The organism is Streptomyces sp. NPDC059832 (assembly GCF_042731715.1).
Lineage (GTDB): Bacteria > Actinomycetota > Actinomycetes > Streptomycetales > Streptomycetaceae > Streptomyces.
Window position 1 is genome coordinate 22,910 of record NZ_JBHWIY010000019.1, and the last position, 18,597, is coordinate 41,506.

Here is an 18,597-nt window from a genome sequence, read left to right on the forward strand (position 1 = left end):
GGAGGAGACCCTCCGTTGCCGGGGGGGGTGGCCCCACCACCCCGGGCAGCGGAGGTCGTGCGGGACGCGGACGCGACTCAGAAGGTCACATCCGAGCAGGCGTAGAACGCGTTGCCGGTGTCGGCGATCGTCCAGACTCCGAGGATCAGGTGCTTGCCCGACTTCTGCGGCAGGACTCCGGCATGGGTCACGGTGGATGCCGGCAGGCGGCCGCCGAAGGGCACGGTCAGGAAGGGCTGCGGCTCCAGGTCGGCCCGGGTGAGGGGCTTGGCGGGGTCGTAGCCGTCCTTGGTGATGTAGTAGCGGAAGTCGGTCGTGGCGTGCCGGGCCGTGATGCGCCAGCGGAAGGTGTAGCTCTGCCCGCCGGTGACCTGCGTCGCGGGCCAGGCGCCGCCGCGCGGGTCGTCGAGCTCGGAGAACCGGTCGTTGCCGCCGGCGCAGATCGTGCCGTCGACCGGGCCGCGGGCGGGGAAACCCTTCGGGCCCTCGACGCTCGGCGGCTCCCACTGGATCTGGCCGCAATTGCGCACGGTGCCGTTGCCGCAGAGCTGCTGACGGCTGACGGGAGCATCGGTGTAGCCGTGGCTCTGGGCGCTGCCGGTGGTGACGAGGAGGGCTGCTCCGGCGATTCCGAGGCCGAGAACGAACGAGGTGATCCTTCTGCGCATGCTTCGCTCCTGAGGGAGGTGTGGGGGCGCTGCGAGACGAGTGGGGAGGGCGCGCTCCGCCCCGCTAGGTCTAGACCAACTTCGAGACTAGCCAGGGCAATTGGTCATGTCCATACCAGCAATGCACCGCCGGGTGACCTGCCGGTAACCCTTCCGATCGGGCCGAAGGGGTGCCATCGGCATGGTGGCCGGTGGGCAAACCAGGCGTACGCTGGCAAAAACGCCTGTACACCGCGAATGAGCGATCGAGGCGGCCCATGACCGACCCGCACGGCTTCCTCAAATTCCCCCGCCGACCCGTCCCGGCACGCCCCGTCGAGGAACGGCTGAGCGACTGGAACGAGGTCTACGCGGGCCAGGCGAGGCTCCCCCTCGTGTCCGAGCAGGCCGGGCGCTGCATGGACTGCGGCATCCCGTTCTGCCACAGCGGCTGCCCGCTGGGAAACCTGATCCCCGAGTGGAACACCTACGCGCGGCGGTCGGACTGGCGGGCCGCGGCCGAGCGGCTGCACGCGACGAACAACTTCCCGGAGTTCACCGGGCGACTGTGCCCGGCCCCGTGCGAGGACGCCTGCGTACTGACCATCAACGCCGACCCGGTGACCATAAAGAACGTCGAGCAGTCCATCGCCGACCAGATCTGGGAACGCGGGTACGCGTCACCGCGACCGCCGGAGCGCCTCAGCGGGAAGACCGTCGCCGTCGTCGGCTCCGGGCCGGCGGGTCTGGCCGCGGCGCAGCAGCTCACGAGAATCGGCCACACCGTCGCCGTCTACGAGCGTGCCGACCGGATCGGCGGACTGCTGCGCTACGGCATCCCCGAGTTCAAGATGGAGAAACGCCATCTGGACCGCCGCATCGAGCAGATGCGGGCGGAGGGAACCAAATTCCGCACGGGGGTGGACATCGGTGGCGACCTCGACGCCGCCGAGCTCGCCGAGCGACATGACGCGGTCGTCGTCGCCGTCGGTGCGCGAGGTCAGCGGGAGCTGCCCGTTCCCGGCCGTGAGCTGTGCGGCATCCACCAGGCCATGGACTATCTGACCCTGGCCAACCGGGTCACCGAGGGCGACTGCGACGCGCCTGCCGTCACCGCCGAGGGCAAGCACGTGGTGATCATCGGGGGAGGGGACACCGGCTCGGACTGCATGGGGACCGTACTGCGCCAGGGGGCCGCCTCCGTGGTGCAGCTGGACATCAATCCGGAGCCCGGCGGCACCCGTCGGGACAACGAGCCCTGGCCCACGTATCCGAAGGTCTACCGGATATCCCACGCCCATGAGGAGGCGCGGGGGCGGAAGGGCACCGATCCGAGGGTCTTCTCCTCGGCCACCCTCCGCTTCGAGGGCGACCGGTCCGGGCGGGTGCACGCGTTGCGCCTCGCGGAAGTGGAACCCGAGGCCAGAAGGCCGCGCCCGGAGACCGAGCGGGGGATCCCGGCGGATCTGGTGCTGCTCGCCCTCGGCTTCTACGGCCCCGAACACGGCACGGGGCTGACGAGGCAGCTCGGGCTCACGCTGGACGACCGGGGCAACTTCGCCCGGAACGCCGGCTTCGCGGCCGAGACGGCGGAGCCGTCCGGGCGGGCGGCCCGTACCCGCAGGGACGGGATCTTCATCGCCGGTGACGCGGGGCGTGGCCAGTCCCTCGTGGTGTGGGCCATCGCGGAGGGGCGGTCCGCCGCCGCCGCGACGGACCGCTACCTGACCGGCTGCACAGTGCTCCCGGCCCCGATCGCACCGCAGGACCGGCCTCTGATGGCTTGAGTGCCCGGCACCGATCGCACCGCAGGGCCGGCCGTGGTGGCTTGTGCGCCCCGCCGCGACCACATCACCGGGCCGACTCTGGCCGCTTGTGCCCGGCCGCGCGAATCCGCCGATGTGCGGAACGGCCGCTGTCAACGCCCTTTGCTCGCCGCGTACTTCAGATCCCTCGCTTGTCCGGAGCGCCGGTGGACGCTCCGCAGACGGACTTCAAGGAGTCGGCCAGCGCGGCCGCGTGCAGTCCGTCGAGGTGCCTCTCGTGGCTCACGCGTTCCGCCGAGGCGGCCAGCGCGACGCGGCACAGCGGAGCGGAGCGGCGGTACGGTGCCGCGTCGGCGACGGCCCGGACGAGCGCCTTGTTGAGGCGGTCGACCGCCTTGCGCACCTCGTCGAGGCCGGGACGCTCGGTGGGTGCCTCGGACGGCCGGTCCCGCCACAGCCGGCGCAACCCGCGCTGCACCGCCTTGTTCGCCTCGATCTGGTCCCGGAAGACCAGCCTCATCAGCCGTGGGTCCGCTCCGATCCTCCTGGCCTGCTCGGCCACGGAGTTCAGTACCCGCTGTTCCCTGGCGGGGTCGTCGACCGGGGCTCCGGTGCCCCACTTGGCCGCGGCGACCAGGTCACCGGTGGCGATGCGCCGGGCGGCGAGCTCGGCCACGGGGAGCAGGGGAGGCCGCCGGGCCGAACCGCCGGGACTCGTCGCAGCCGTGGAGAGCGGTGCGGCCGCCACTCCGACGAGCAGCACCGCTGTGATCGCCGTGCTGGTCAGCAAGGGGTATGAGGGTGAGGTCCGTTGCACAGGTGTTCCTGTCGATCCGGGAGCACTTGCTCGAAAAAACGAAAAAGCTTATTGGTATTACTGATAATTCATATTCATGGCGGTCCGAATGGGCGGGGTGTCACCCGCGATTCTCGCCATGCTCGCCGCAGCGTATCGCCACGAGGCTTGAATTCGACGGTTGAGGTAGTCGATCGGGGAAAAATAAGTAGGGCGGCCCCCGGTGACGACACTCGGGTCCGCGGGGCCCATGAGGCGGCTCGCATTACACTTCAGCCCATCTTCCTCGCGCGTGACAGGTAACGTCCGGTGTGCCGGTCACGCGCGTCCGCGGTTAGTATTCAGTTTCTCTTTCACGGTCCGTGCACCCTTCTGTGCACTGCTCCGTGCTGGTTCCTTTCGTAAGGGTGCTGTGAGTGGAAAGTTGTGAACCGCTGCCCGGTGGTGATCCGGAGGTGAATTCCGGTAGGGTCCGGGGAAAAGTGGTGCCGGTACCGTCCGTGCGCGCTGTCCTGCGTGTGTCGGCGTACCCATTTCTGCTGGCGAGCACGGTTTCGGTGGCCGCTGCGGCGTTGTGTCTCGATTGGGATCCCGACCGTGTGAGCCCGCTCTTCCTGCTTGGCGTCATCTCTTATCTCACCGTGCTCGAACGTCTGATTCCGCACCGGTGGGCCTGGCACCCGAACGCCGGTGAGTGGCGTCGGTACGGGGTCTATTTCCTGTTGACGATGGTGGCCAGCGCCTTTGCCCAATATCTGGTTTCCACGGTCGTCTCCGTGGTGTCGCCGAACGAGTCGACGCTCAATCTCTGGATGGAAATACCCGCGGCGTTGCTGACCGGTTCACTGGCCAGTTATCTGGTGCACCGGCTCGGTCATACCAACGCGATACTGTGGCGACTGCATGGTGTGCACCATGTGCCGGAAAAGGTCAACGTCGCCAATAACGGTGTCAACCACGTCCTCGATATCGTTCTCGCGCAGGGAACCGTTCAGCTGGCTCTGGCGCTGGTCGGATTCTCCCGTGACTCCGTGTTCGTGGTGGGGCTTTTCGTGGCTGCCCAGGGCTATTTCGTCCACGCCAACATCGACGTGCGCATCGGGCGGCTCAATCATGTGCTCGCCAGCCCCGAACAGCACCGCCTGCATCACAGCACCGATCTGTCCGAGGCGGGCCACTACGGCTCGGACCTGTCGATCTGGGACCACTTCTTCGGCAGTTACACCTGGCGGCCCGGCCGCGAACCGGTCGCGGTCGGCCTGGGCGATCCCGCGTCCTTCCCCCGTACGGGGGAGATCGTTTCCAGCCTTCTCCACCCCTTGCGCCGTGCGAAGGGGCCCGGGACCGGTTCTGCCTGAACTGCCCTTCCATGCCGTGCCGCGGCGCCACAATCTAGGAGTACAGCCTTGCCCGACGTGAACAGTGCCTCTGTGAGCGACAAAGTAGCGATCATCGGCATGGGGTGCCGACTGCCCGGCGGTGCGTCGGACCATCGCGCTTACTGGCAGAATCTCATGGAGGGCAAGGACTGCATCACACCGACACCGGCCGATCGCTACGACGTCGGCAGCCTCGGCAGCAGACACAAGGAGAAACCCGGACGTCTGATCGGCGGTCGCGGGGGATACATCGACGGTTTCGACGAGTTCGACCCGGCCTTCTTCGGGATCAGCCCGCGCGAGGCCGACCACATGGACCCTCAGCAGCGCAAACTGCTGGAGGTCGCCTGGGAGGCACTGGAGGACGGCGGCCAGCGGCCCGCGGAGCTCGCCGGCAGCAACACCGCCGTGTTCGTCGGCGCGTTCACGCTGGACTACAAGATCCTTCAATTCTCCGACCTGGGCTTCTCGTCACTCGCCGCCCACACCGCGACCGGCACCATGATGACGATGGTCTCGAACCGTCTCTCGTACTGCTTCGACTTCCGCGGACCGAGCCTGTCGATCGACACCGCGTGCAGTTCCTCCCTGGTGGCGGTGCACCTCGCCTGCCAGAGCCTCAACAACCGGGAGAGTGATCTCGCGCTGGCCGGTGGCGTCCTGCTGCACATGGCGCCGCAGTACACCATCGCCGAGACGAAGGGCGGTTTCCTTTCTCCCGACGGCCGTTCACGCGCGTTCGACGCCGCGGCCAATGGCTACGTACGGGCCGAGGGCGTCGGCCTGGTCGCGCTCAAGCGACTGGACGACGCCCTGCGCGACGGCGACCCCATCCACGCGGTGATCCTCGGCGCGGGGGTCAACCAGGACGGCCGGACCAACGGCATCACCGTGCCCAACGCGGATGCCCAGGTCTCCCTCATCCGACGCGTCTGCGGCGAGGCCGGCATCACGCCCGGCGACCTTCAGTACGTGGAGGCGCACGGCACCTCCACGCCCGTCGGCGACCCGATCGAGGCGAACGCACTCAGCCGGGCGCTGGCCGTGGGCCGCCGACCGGACGCGCCCTGCTACGTGGGCTCGGTCAAAACGAACATCGGGCACACCGAAGCGGCCGCGGGCATCGCCGGCCTGATCAAGACCGTGCTCTGCCTCAAGCACCGCATCATCCCGCCCCACATCAACCTGGAGCAGCTCAACACCGCCATCGACCGGAGCTCCGCCCCGTACCGCATCCCGACCGAGCCGACCGCATGGCCCGAACACGAGGGACCCGCACGGGCCGGGGTGAACTCGTTCGGATTCGGTGGCACCAACGCGCACGTCGTGCTGGAACAGGCACCGGACAGGGACGCACCACCGACCGAGACCGGCGAACGAGCCTGGAATCTCCTCCCGTTGACCGCCCATACCCCGGAAGCCCTGCCGGAGCTGGCGGCCGGCATCCGCCGCGAGCTGGCAGGTGTCCACGGGCCGGGGGTGTCGCTGCCCGACCTCGGCCACACACTGGCCCACCGCCGTCAACACCTGGAGTCGCGACTCTCCGTCGTGTACTCCTCGCGGGCCGGACTGGACGAGGCACTCGCCGCCTTCCAGCGCGGTGAACCGCATCCGGGAGTCGTCCACGGCAGGCAGCTCGAAGCCGAACAGCGCGGGCTGGTCTGGGTCTTCACCGGAATGGGGCCGCAGTGGTGGGGGATGGGCCGCCAGTTGCTGGAGGGCGACGAGGTGTTCCGGGACGCGGTCACCCGCTGCGACCGGGCCATCCGCTCGATCGCGGGCTGGTCCCTGCTCGATGAGATGAGGGCCGACGAAGCCGGATCGCGGATGGGCGAGACATGGCTCGCACAGCCGGCCAACTTCGCCGTCCAGGTGGGCCTCGCGGCGATGTGGCGCCAGTACGGTGTGCGGCCCGACGCCGTGGTCGGTCACAGCACCGGGGAGGTCGCCGCCTTCTACGAGGCAGGGGTCTACACCTTGGAGGACGCGGTGCGAGTGGTGGTGCACCGCAGCCGGCTCCAGCAGAAGCTGACCGGCACCGGCACCATGCTCGCCGTGAGCCTGCCCGAGAAGGAGGCGCAGTACCGGGCGGCCGTGTTCGGGGACCGGGTGTCCGTGGCCGCGGTCAACAGCCCATCGGCGGTCACACTGGCCGGCGACCGCGAGGCGCTGGCCGAGCTGGCGGACGGGCTGCGCTCCGAGCAGATCTTCGCCAAGTTCCTCACGGTGCGGGTTCCGTACCACAGCGCGGGCATGGAGTCGATCAAGGACGAACTGCTGGCCTCGCTGGACGGTCTCGATCCCCGGCCGGCCAAGGTTCCGGTGTACCTGACCGGGCAGGAAGGCACGGCGCACGGCAGCGAGCTGGACGCGGACTACTGGTGGAAGAACGTCCGCCACCGGGTCCGGTTCCGCTCCGCCGTCGACCGGCTCGCCGACGACGGGTACGGACTCTTCCTGGAAATCGGCCCGCACCCGGTGCTCGGCCACTCCATCCGCGAGTGCCTCGAAGGCAAGCCGACAGCCGCACGGACCCTTCCGTCGATCCGCCGCCAGGAGAACGAACCGGAGCGCTTCGCCGTCTCGCTGGCTGAGCTGCACAACCTCGGCGTCCCCATCGACTGGGACACCCTGCACCCGGCGGGCAGACCGGTGGTCCTGCCACGCTACCCGTGGCGGCGCGACCGCTACTGGACGGAGCCCGCACCCGTCGCCCAGGTCCGCCTCGGCCGCGCCGACCATCCCCTGCTGGGCCGCCGCACCGTGGACACCGAGCCGACCTGGCACACCACACTGGACACCGAGCGGCTGCCCTACCTCGAGGACCACCGCATCCAGTCCACAGTGGTCTTCCCGGCAGCGGGGTATCTGGAGATGGCCACGCAGGCGGTCCGCTACCTGACCGGCGGCACCCATGTCGTGCTGACGGACATCGAGTTCCGCAAGGCACTGTTCCTGCCCGAGGGCGAGGACCGGGCCGTTCGGCTGACCCTCTCCTCGCAGAACGCGGCGTTCACCATCGCGTCGGCGGGGCAGGAGGAGGGCGGCCGGGCGGTGCACGCCAGCGGCGTCGTGCGCTCGGGGCAGCCGCGCCCGGCCGGGCGCCCCGCCGACACCGAAGCCCTCCGGGCGCGCGCCCGGCGCCGACTGGACGGCGAGGACTGCTACGCGGCGCTCGCCGCCCTGGGCTACCACTACGGGCCCGCGTTCCGGGCCATCGAAGAGGTGTGGATCGGTTCCGGAGAGGTCCTCGCCCGACTCCGTCCGCCTGCGGCGATCGGCGACGACGCCGCCGGACACCACATCCACCCCGTGCTGCTCGATGCCTGCTTCCAGTCGCTGCTGACGACACAGCTGCCCGAAAACGGAACCGAGACCGAGGCCGGCGTTCACGGCACGGGCGAATCGGAACGGCAGACCTCCGGGATCCGCCTGCCCCTGTCGATCGACGAGCTGTGCCTCGCCCCGGTGGGAGACCGGCCGATCTGGGTGCACGCGACGGTGACCCGCGGCGACGCGGACGAGCTCGTCGGGGACATGGCCGTGTACGCGGACGGCGGTGAGCCTCTCGGCGGCATCCATGGCTTCCGGGCAGCCGACGTGGAGAAGGCGTCCACCACGGTCGGCCTCGGCACGATCGACTCCTGGCTGGCCGAGACCGTGTGGATCGACAGCCCCTTCGATCCCGCCGCGGTTGAGGGCGGAGTCGGCCCCGACTCCCCGAGCCCCGTGTCCGCCGGTGGCGACTGGCTGGTGTTCGCGGACCGCCAGGGCGTCGGCGACGCCCTGAGTGAACTGCTCGCCGCGCGCGGTGAGCGCTGCCACCTGGTGCGCCCGGGTGACACGTACCGAAAAGGCGGCGAAGACAGCGGGTTCACGGTCGAACCGGGGTCCGTCACGGATCTGGAGCGGCTCTTCGCCGACCTGCACGAGGACAGGGACGGCGCAGACGGTGGCGGGGGGCCCGTCGGCCCCATCGTGCATCTGTGGAACCTCGACCTGCCCCAGATCGCCGAGGCCTCACCGCAGGACCTCGCACGGCACAGCGGCACCGGGGCCTACTCGCTGATCGCCCTCGCCCGGACGCTGCTCCGCCGCGAGTCGGCCGGCCGACTGCACATCGTGACCCGCGGCGCGCAGAACGTCGAGCCGGGCGAGGCCGTCGAGCCGCTGGGAGCGCCCGCGTGGGGAGTCGGCCGGGTACTCCGGCACCAGGAGCTGCTCTCCCATCCCGGCAAGCTGATCGACCTGGACCCCGGCGCGCGGAGCGACGAGGGACGCCGGGCCGAGGCACGGGCGCTGCTGCGTGAGCTCCGGACCGACGACGAGGAGGAGATCGCGCTGCGGGGCGCGGCTCGCCTCACCAGCCGGATCCGGCAGGCCGAACAGCTGACGCACCCCCTTCCGCTGCGCCTGCGCACCGATGCGAACTACCTGGTCACCGGTGCTTTCGGAGCGCTCGGCCGACTGCTCTGCCGCACGCTCGTCCGGCGTGGGGCGCGCAGTCTGATTCTGATCGGACGCACCGCACTGCCGGAGCGCTCCGCCTGGCGGGACCTGGACCCCGGCAGCGCCGCAGGCCGTGCCACCGCCTTCGTCAAGGAGCTGGAGGCGCTCGGGGCACGGGTTGTGCTGGCGCCGCTCGACATCACCGACGAAGCCGCGTTCACCTCCTGGCTGGATGCTCACCGGCGCACCGATCCGCTGCCCGTCCGAGGCGTGTTCCATCTCGCCGGCCAGGTCCGCGACACCCTCGTCGAGGACATGGACCGTCGGACGTTCGCCGAGGCCCACGATCCCAAGGCCGTCGGTGCCTACCTCCTGCACCGCCACCTTCGGGACGAACCGCTGGACCACTTCGTCCTGTTCGCCTCGATCGCCTCCCTGCTGACCACCGCGGGCCAGACCAACTACGCCGCGGGCAACGCGTTCCTGGACGCGCTGGCCCAGCACCGCCGGTCACTCGGGCTGCCGGGACTGAGCGTGGACTGGGGCCCGTGGGCCACCGGCATGATCGAAGAGCTGGGACTCGTCGACCACTACCTGCACAACCGGGGGATGAGTTCGCTCGCACCGGACGTCGGCATGGCCGTGCTGGAACGCGTCATCGGCCAGGACCGCGCCCAGCTGCTCGTCGCCACGGTCGTCGACTGGCCGGTCTTCCTGGCCTGGTACGCATCACCGCCCTCACTGGTCACCGATCTGGCGGCGGCGGCCCCCGCCGGAACGGCCACCGGGCCGGGCGAGGGCATCCTCGACACCTTCCGCGACGCGGACCCGGCGGAACGTCTGTCCCTGGTGACCGGGCGATTCATCACGCTGACCGCCTCGGTGCTGAGGACGGGCCCCGACCGGATCGATCCGCAGGCGGGACTCAACGCGCTGGGACTCGACTCGCTCCTGGCGATGGAGCTGCGCGCCCGCATCAGCTCCGAGCTCGGCGTCGCGCCACCCGTGGTGGCGCTGCTCAGCGGAACGCCCGTCGTCGAGCTGATCACCCAACTCCACGACGCTCTGGCCGAGTTGGTCGCCCACGAGGCCGGCGGTGCCGAAACGGCCGTGGTGGAGGTGTTCGAGGACGAACTCCGTCACCCGCTGACGCAGAACCAGAAGGCCCTGTGGTTCCTCAGGCAGCTCAATCCCGAGGGCTACGCGTACAACATCGGCGGCGCGGTCGAGGTCCGGGTCGCACTCGATCCCGACCTCATGTTCGAGGCCGTCCGCCGTCTGGTGGCGCGGCACCCCGCCCTGCGTACCAACTTCCTCACGGTGGACGGCGTCCCGCTGCAACAGGTGTCGCCGGAGGCGAGCGCGGACGTCGAGCTGTTCGACGTGCAGGACCAGGAGTGGGAGGACATCCACCGCACGATCGTGGCCGAGTACCGCAGGCCGTACGACCTGGAGCACGATCCGCTGTTCCGGTTCCGCCTCTTCAAGCGCGCCGACGACCGCTGGGTGATCATGAAGGCGGTGCACCACATCGTCTCCGACGCGATCTCGACGTTCACCTTCATCGAGGAGCTCCTGGCGGTGTACGAGGGGCTGCGCCAGGGCCAGGCCCCCTCGCTGCCGCCCGTCACCGCCCGGTATCTGGACTTCCTCAACGCGCAGAACCGCTTCCTGGCCGGACCTGCGGCGCCGCGCATGCTCGACTACTGGCGCTCGCACCTGCCGGCCGAGGTCCCGACCCTGGAACTGCCCGTCGACAAGCCCCGTCCCGCCGTGCAGACACACAACGGCGCCTCGGAGTTCTTCGTACTGGACACCGCGCTCACCGCCCGGGTGCATGCCCTGGCCCGCGAGCACGACGTGACCCCGTTCATGGTGCTGCTGAGCGCCTACTACGTGCTGCTGCAGCGCTACTCCGGCCAGGACCAGGTCATCGTGGGCAGCCCGGTGACCGGCCGTACCGAGCAGGAATTCGCCTCCGTCTACGGCTACTTCGTCAACCCGCTCCCGCTGCACGCGGATCTGTCCGGCGACCCCTCGGTCGCCCGGCTGCTGCAAGAGGTCCGCACCACCGTGCTGGGCGGCCTGGACAACCAGGAGTACCCGTTCGTCCTGCTGGTCGACGAGCTGGGGCTCCAGCACGACCCCAGCCGCTCCGCGGTGTTCCAGGCCATGTTCATCCTGCTCACCCACAAGGTCGCCACCGAGAAGTACGGCTATCGGCTCGAGTACATCGAACTTCCCGAGGAGGAGGGGCAGTTCGATGTGACGCTGTCGGTGTACGAGGACGAGGCGGAGCGCCGATTCCACTGCGTCCTGAAATACAACACCGACCTGTTCCTGCCGGAGACCATGCGGCGGATGGCATCGCACTACACCGAACTGCTCGACAGCATGACCCGGGCTCCGGCGGACCGGCCCGTCTCCCGGCTGGAGATGCTCGGCGCCCAGGAGCGCGAGCGGCTGGTCGGCGAGTGGAGCGGTGCCGGGCGCACCGCCCTGCCCACGGGGGCGGGGGACGGCGAGGCGGACGGCTTCCGCCCGGTGCACCGGCTGATCGGTGAGACCGCCGCCCGCTGCCCGGACGCGGTGGCCGTCACGGTCCCGGCGTACCACGGGCCGGCCCACCGGCTGACGTACGCGGAACTGGACCGCGGGTCGGATGAGTTGGCCAGGAGCCTGCGCGGGCTCGGGGTCGGTGCCGGGTCGGTGGTGGCGCTCTGCCTGGACAAGTCGCCCGACCTCGTCGTCGCACTGCTCGCGGTCCTCAGGGCCGGCGGCGCCTATCTCCCGATCCCGGCCGACCACCCGGCCGACCGGGTAGCCCACACCGTACGCGCCGCGGGTGCCTCCCTCGTCGTGGCCGAGGGCGGCGCCTGCCGCGACCGGATGGCGGAGCTGCCGGTCCGGACGCTGACGCTGCGGGAACTGCGTGAGGCGGCGCCCGCGGCGGACGACCGGCGCGGGACCGGATCCGGCGCCGAGGACCCTGTTGATCCCGACGCGCCCGCGTACATCATCCACACCTCCGGTTCGACCGGCCTCCCCAAGGCCGTGCGGGTCAGCCACCGCAATCTGTCCTCGGCGTACGAAGCCTGGCTCCAGGAGTACCGGCTGGACCGCGACGTCCGGGTGCACCTCCAGATGGCCGCCCCGTCGTTCGACGTCTTCACCGGAGACGTCGTGCGCGCGCTCTGCTCGGGCGGCAACCTGGTGCTGGTCGACCGGGATCTGCTCTTCGACACCGAGCGCCTGTACACCACGATGCGCCAGGAGCGCGTCGACTGCGCGGAGTTCGTGCCCGCCGTCGTACGCGGCCTCATGGATCACTGCGAACGCCGGGGACTGCGACTGGAGTTCATGCGCCTGCTGGTCGTCGGATCCGATGTGTGGAAGGTGGGCGAGTACCGGAGGCTGCAGGAACTGTGCGGCCCGGAAACCCGTCTGATCAACTCCTACGGGGTCACCGAGGCGACCATCGACAGCGCCTGCTTCGAGGGACCCGTCGACGACCTGGAACCCGGGCGGACGGTGCCGATCGGACGGCCCCTGGGCAACAGCACGCTCCATGTGCTCGACCGGCACGGCGAACCGGTGCCGCCCGGCGTGCCGGGCGAGCTGTGGATCGGCGGCGACGGCGTCGCGCTCGGCTACGCGGGCGACCCCGAGCTGACGGACCGGCGCTTCGTCACCCGGACCCTGAGCCGGGAACAGGATGCGGGCCCCGTACGCCTCTACCGCAGCGGTGACGCGGCACGCTGGGACGCGGACGGCCGGGTCCATCTGCTCGGCCGGGCCGACGACCAGATCAAGCTCCGGGGCCACCGGATCGAACTCGGCGAGATCGAGGCACACCTCGCCCAGTGGCCCGGACTGACCCGGACGGTCGTCACGGTGCGCCCCGACGCCCGGGGCGAGGACGTGCTCTGCGCCTACTGCGTACCCGCCGAAGGGGCGGCACCGGACCGGCGTGCCCTGCGCCGGCACCTCGCGGACCGGCTGCCCACGTACATGGTTCCGGCGCACTTCGTCACCCTGCCGGAACTGCCGCTGACCGCCAACGGCAAGGTCGACACCGCCGCCCTGCCGGCACCCCGGTTCGACGCGGACGACGAGCCCGAGGAGAAGCCGCGCACACCGTTCGAGGTGAGCATGGCCCGGCACTGGAAGGAACTGCTCGGACTGGAGCGGGTCGGCCTGACACACGAGTTCTTCGAGGTCGGCGGCAGCTCCATCAAACTGATCGAGCTGATCCACCGGCTGCGCAAGGAGTACGGCGTCGGCATCCCCGTCAGCCTGCTGTACCGGGTGACGACCCTGCACGGGATGGCCGCGTCGCTGGAGCGCATCGCCACCGGCTCGGACTTCGACGACCTGCCCTGCCTCAGCTTCAACAGCGATCAGGAACGGACCGTGTTCTCCTTCCCGCCGGCGGGCGGCCACGGACTCGTCTACCGGGAGTTCGCCGCCAAACTGCCCGAGTACCGGCTGATCGCCTTCAACTACGTGCCCGGCATGGACAAGGTGGCCCACTACGCCGACCTCGTCGAGTCCCACCGGCCCGAGGGCCGATGCCTGCTGCTCGGCTACTCGCTCGGCGGCAACCTCGCGTTCGAGGTGGCCAAGGAACTCGAAGGCCGGGGACGCGACGTCGCCCATGTGATCGTGCTGGACTCGCACCGCATCCTCGAACCGTACGTACCCGGCCCCGAGCACATCGAGTTCTTCGAGGCGGAACTGGCCGAACACCTGCGCAAGCACACCGGATCGGACGCCGTCGCCCGCGAAACCCTCGATCACGCCGCGGAGTACCTGGCCTTCTGCGGCCGCACACCGAACCTGGGAACGGTCTCCGCGACCGTCAGCGTGGTCACCGACGAGCAGAAGACGGATCTCTACGCCGCCGACGCACGCGGCACCTGGCACGGCAGCTCGATCACGGCCACGGCCGTGCTGCGCGGCTCCGGGACCCACGCCGACATGCTCGACCCCAAGCACGCGGCCCGCAACGCCGAGCTGGTGCGCGGCATCCTCCAGGACGGCGGCGCCGATGTCCGATGAGGCGGAGGACGAGTGGAGCACCCGCGACCCGGCGGGAGACGGCGGCCCCCGGGTCATCGTGATCGGCGCCGGCGTCGCGGGAATGTCCACCGGGTGCTACGCGCAGATGAACGGGATGCGCTCCCGCATCTTCGAGCGGCACGTACTGCCCGGCGGCTGCTGCACGGCCTGGTCGCGCGACGGCTACATCTTCGACTACTGCATCGAGTGGCTGATCGGCACGGCCGCCGGCAACGAGGCCAACCAGGTGTGGCGCGAACTGGGGGCGCTCGACGGCAAGACCATCACCAACTTCGAGATGTTCAACCGGGTCGTCGACGAGACCGGCCGTTCCGTGACCTTCTACAACGACCCGGACCGGCTGGAACGCCACCTGCTCGAAGTCTCGCCCGCCGACGCCCGGCTGATCCGCTCGTTCTGCCGTGACCTGCGCCGGTTCATCGACATCGAGCTGTACCCGTTCCTGACCGCCCCCGCCTTGCGGACCGTACGCGAGAGAGCGGCGCTGCTGCGCACCGTCCTGCCCGCGTTCCGGCTCTTCTGGCGCACGGCCGCGACGCCGATGCACGAATTCGCCGACCGGTTCCAGGACCCGCTGCTCCGCAGGGCGTTCCGCAACATCTTCTTCCAGGACCCGGAGGGCTTCCCGCTCCTCCCGTACCTGTTCAACATGGCCGGTGCCCACCACCACAACGCCGGTTTCCCGCAAGGAGGTTCGCTGGGCCTGTCCCGGTCGATCGAGGAACGCTACACATCGCTCGGCGGTCGGATCAGCTATCGGGCACGCGTCGAACGGATCCTGGTCGAGGACGGGCGCGCCATCGGGATCGAACTGCGCAACGGCAGACGGTACTACGCCGACCACGTCGTCTCCGCCTGCGACGGCCACACCACGATCCACGGACTTCTGCAGGGCCGGTTCACCGGTCCCCGGATCGACAAGCTGTACGACGAACTGCTGCACCGCCCCGGCACCCTGTTCCCCGCGGTGGTCTCCGCCTTCGTCGGGGTCCGCGGTGAGCTGGGCCCCGGCCGGCCCCACAGCACCACGTATCTGCTCACCCCCGAGGACGCCGTACAACTGCCCGGCGCGCTCCAGAGCAGTGTGGTGGTCCAGCTGCGCTCCGACTACTCGGACGGATTCGCCCCGCCCGGCAGCTCGGTCGTCCACTGCACCTACTTCAGCGACTTCGCGTACTGGAAGGCGCTGCGCGCCGCCGACCGCAAGGAATACCGCGCGAAGAAGCGCCAAGTGGCCGACTTCGTCAGGGAATTCCTGGAACGCCGGATGCCGGGGGTGGGCGAGCGCATCGAGCTGGTCGACGTCGCGTCCCCGGCGACCACCCGGCGCTACACCGGCAACCACGACGGCTCCATCCTGGCCTGGAAGGCGTTCTCCGAGGCCGACGACATCGCGGCCAAGCTGGTCGGAAAGGACCGCATGCGCCTGCCCGGTCTGAGCGGATTCTCGATGGCCGGGCAGTGGGTCGGCATGGGCGGACTGATCCGCGCCGCGTCCACCGGGCGCTTCGTCGTCCAGTACCTCTGCGACGAGCTGGGACGCGGGTTCACGGCGTCCGAGAGCCGGGGCACCGAGCCCTGGCACCCCGGGAAGCTGGGCCGACTGCCCCAGCTCGACAAGTGGTCCATGCGTGGTGAAAGCCGCACATGAACACCGAGGAGAACAGGTTCATGCCGCCTTCCGAACGACAGTCGATGATCATCATCGGCGCTGGGCTGGGCGGTCTCTCCACCGGCTGCTACGCCCGGATGAACGGCTACCGGACCCAAGTCCTGGAGATGCACGAACTGCCCGGCGGTTGCTGCACGGCCTGGGACCGAGGTGACTTCAGGCTGGACCCCTGCGTCAGCTGGCTCCTGGGCAGCGGCCCCGGCAACGAGATGCACCGGATCTGGCTGGAGCTCGGTGCGTTGCAGGGCAAGGAGGTGCGGCACTTCGATGTGTTCAACGTCGTGCGCGGCACGTGCGGCCGGGCGGTCTACTTCTACTCCGACCCCGACCGGCTCCAGGCCCACCTCACGGAGCTATCGCCCGCCGACTCCGCCCTGGTCAGGGACTTCTGCAAGCAACTGCGCGCCTTCCGTGAATGCCTCGCCGTCTATCCGTTCCTCAGACCGGTCGGACTGATGCCGGTGATGGAGCGCTGGCGCATGCTGGCCTCCTTCATCCCGTACTTCAACGTCGTGCGCAAATCCATCGGCGTACTCATGACCGACTACTCGGCGAGGTTCAAGGACCCCCTGCTGCGCGAGGCGTTCAACTTCATCCTGTACGAGAAGCATCCGGCCTTCCCCGTACTGCCCTTCCACTTCCAGCTCGCCTCGCACGCCAACCTCTCCGCGGGCGTCCCCGAAGGAGGATCGCTCGGACTGGCCGAGTCGATCGAGCGGCGCTACCGCAGGCTCGGCGGCGAAGTGACGTACAACGCCAAGGTCGAGGAGATCGTGGTCGAGGACGACCGCGCGGTCGGCGTGCGGCTCAGCGACGGGCGTGAACTGCGCGCCGACATCATCGTGTCGGCCTGCGACGGACGTACCACGATGATGGACCTGCTGAAGGGCCGCTACCTCAACGAGGCGTACCGACGTCTCTACACCCGGACCATCGAACAGCCCGGCATGGTGTTCCCCGGATACTTCACGCTCTTCCTCGGCCTGCGCCGCGAATTCCCCGATGCCGACCCCTGCACCACCTATCTGCTCGACGAGACGGAAGCGGCCGGACTGACCGGCATCCGGCACCCCAGCATCAACGTCCAGTTCCGCAACAGGCACTACCCCGAGCTGTCCCCGCCGGGGACGAGCGTCGCCTACGTCACCTACTTCTGCGACATCGCACCCTGGCGCGCCCTGGACGAAGGCCCCGAACAGGCGACCCGGACCCGCGGCGGGCAGGAACTCCACACGCTTCCGGTACGCCACGGACGCGGCTACTACGCGGCCAAGCGCCGGGCCCGCGAGACACTCGTCGCGTTCCTGGAACGGCAGCACCCCGGCATCGCCGACGCCATCGCCGTACGCGATGTGTCGAGCCCGCTCACCCAGGTCCGCTACACGGGCAACTACGACGGCACGGTGCTCGGCTGGCAGCCCTTCGTGGAGAGCGGGGAAACGCTGGAGAAGCTCATCAAGAAGCACGGCCCAGGCCTGCCCGGACTGCGCAACTTCTACCAGTCCGGCGTCTGGGCCACCACGGGTGGCCTGATCCGCGCGGCGGCGGCCGGCCGGCACGTCGTGCAGTTCATCTGCCGTGACGACGGCCGCGCATTCACCGCGTCCGTGGACGAGAGCGGTCCGCCACCGACCCATCGGGTCATCGAAGTGTCGCCCCGGCCGGTGTCACGGTCCGTCGTGGAGGGCCGCCCGGTCCTCGCAGAGAGGAAAGGAACCGGATGAGGGCCAGGAAGTGGGTGGTGCGCGAGCACATCGAGGGCGTCCCCGATGTCGAAAGGGTCTACGGACAGGTCGAGGAGGACATCGATACCGAGCTGGCCCCGGACGAGATGCTCCTGAGAACGCGCTACGTATCGGTGGACCCCTATCTCCAGGGCATCGCGCTGGACACCCCGCTCGGTGCGCACATGGGGGCCGACTCGATCATGGAAGTGCTGGAAGCGGGTCCGCAGGCGGCCCACCGTCCCGGTGATCTGGTGCAGGGGTTCGGCGGCTGGCGCACCCATCTCGTGAGCAACGGCGCGCCCACCCCTTGGCAGACCGGGACGTTCCCGATGGTCTTCCCGGCCTTCCGCCGCCTGGACCCCGGCTGGTACGACGACGCGCTGCCGCTGCCCACCGCGCTCAGCGTCATGGGCGGCCCCGGCATGACCGCCTGGGGCACCCTGACCAAGTTCATGTCGGTCCGCCTGGGGGACACCGTCGTGGTCAGCGGCGCCTCCGGCTCCGTGGGCTCGCTGGTCGGCCAGCTGGCCAAGCGCGCGGGCGCCCGGGTCGTGGGCACCACGTCGACGACGGAGAAGGCGGACTACCTCGACGAGCTGGGATTCGACGCGGTCGTCGTCTACCGCCACGGAGACAACCGCGAGGCCGTACGGGAGGCTCTCCTGTGGGCCGCGCCGGACGGCGTCGACAAGTACTTCGACAATCTGGGCGGCACCGTCACCGACGCGGTGTTCTCCATGCTCAACATCGACAGCCAGGTGGCCGTGTGCTGGCAGTGGGCCACCCAGGTGGGCCGCGACGTCACGGGACCGAGACTGCTGCCGTACATCATGTTCCCGCGCGCACACGTACGCGGCATCTTCTCGCTGGAATGGTTCACCGAGGAGAACTGGCGCGCGCTCCACGACGAGCTCGGCGGCCTGATCCGGCGGGGCGATGTGCGCTGCGGGCACACCCTCCACCACGGCTTCGAGAACATCCCCGATGCCTACCGGAGCCTCTACCAGGGCACCGGAGCCGGTCGGGGCAAGGTGCTGGTCGAACTCTGACGCCGGCCGCGCAACACCGCTTCCCGCCCT

At 69.7% G+C, this 18,597-nt stretch carries 8 protein-coding genes; 6 read left to right on the forward strand and 2 right to left on the reverse strand.

What is annotated here, in order from left to right; all coding sequences use genetic code 11:
• Window positions 1–77: 77 nt before the first annotated feature.
• Complete coding sequence (locus ACFV8T_RS28545) at window positions 78–668, reverse strand: lytic polysaccharide monooxygenase (RefSeq protein ID WP_385332916.1); 591 nt, start codon at window positions 666–668, stop codon at window positions 78–80.
• A 257-nt stretch (window positions 669–925) separates the two neighbouring features.
• On the opposite strand from ACFV8T_RS28545, the gene ACFV8T_RS28550 reads away from it, so the two are divergent.
• Window positions 926–2,434: a glutamate synthase subunit beta gene (locus ACFV8T_RS28550; RefSeq protein ID WP_385332919.1), complete on the forward strand. Its 1,509-nt coding sequence runs from the start codon at window positions 926–928 to the stop codon at window positions 2,432–2,434.
• A gap of 157 nt (window positions 2,435–2,591) precedes the next feature.
• Here the strand turns inward: ACFV8T_RS28550 and ACFV8T_RS28555 are convergent, their stop codons facing one another.
• Window positions 2,592–3,203: a chorismate mutase gene (locus ACFV8T_RS28555; protein WP_385332922.1), complete on the reverse strand. Its 612-nt coding sequence runs from the start codon at window positions 3,201–3,203 to the stop codon at window positions 2,592–2,594.
• Between the two features lie 506 nt (window positions 3,204–3,709).
• Between ACFV8T_RS28555 and ACFV8T_RS28560 the strand changes: the two genes are divergently transcribed.
• Genes ACFV8T_RS28560 through ACFV8T_RS28580 form a run of 5 tightly spaced genes read left to right on the forward strand, consistent with a single transcriptional unit; the run spans window position 3,710 to window position 18,567 of the window.
• On the forward strand, window positions 3,710–4,567 hold the full coding sequence (locus ACFV8T_RS28560) for a sterol desaturase family protein (RefSeq protein ID WP_385332924.1): 858 nt from the start codon (window positions 3,710–3,712) through the stop codon (window positions 4,565–4,567).
• 48 nt (window positions 4,568–4,615) lie between these two features.
• On the forward strand, window positions 4,616–14,098 hold the full coding sequence (locus ACFV8T_RS28565) for an amino acid adenylation domain-containing protein (RefSeq protein WP_385332926.1): 9,483 nt from the start codon (window positions 4,616–4,618) through the stop codon (window positions 14,096–14,098).
• The gene (locus tag ACFV8T_RS28570) at window positions 14,088–15,770 is read left to right on the forward strand and encodes a phytoene desaturase family protein (RefSeq protein WP_385332929.1); all 1,683 of its coding nucleotides are present in this window, start codon (window positions 14,088–14,090) and stop codon (window positions 15,768–15,770) included. The genes ACFV8T_RS28565 and ACFV8T_RS28570 overlap by 11 nt, the downstream gene beginning before the upstream one ends.
• Window positions 15,771–15,790: 20 nt before the next feature.
• The gene (locus tag ACFV8T_RS28575; RefSeq protein WP_385332932.1) at window positions 15,791–17,515 is read left to right on the forward strand and encodes a phytoene desaturase family protein; all 1,725 of its coding nucleotides are present in this window, start codon (window positions 15,791–15,793) and stop codon (window positions 17,513–17,515) included.
• The gene (locus ACFV8T_RS28580; protein ID WP_385332935.1) at window positions 17,512–18,567 is read left to right on the forward strand and encodes an MDR family NADP-dependent oxidoreductase; all 1,056 of its coding nucleotides are present in this window, start codon (window positions 17,512–17,514) and stop codon (window positions 18,565–18,567) included. The genes ACFV8T_RS28575 and ACFV8T_RS28580 overlap by 4 nt, the downstream gene beginning before the upstream one ends.
• Window positions 18,568–18,597 lie beyond the last annotated feature (30 nt).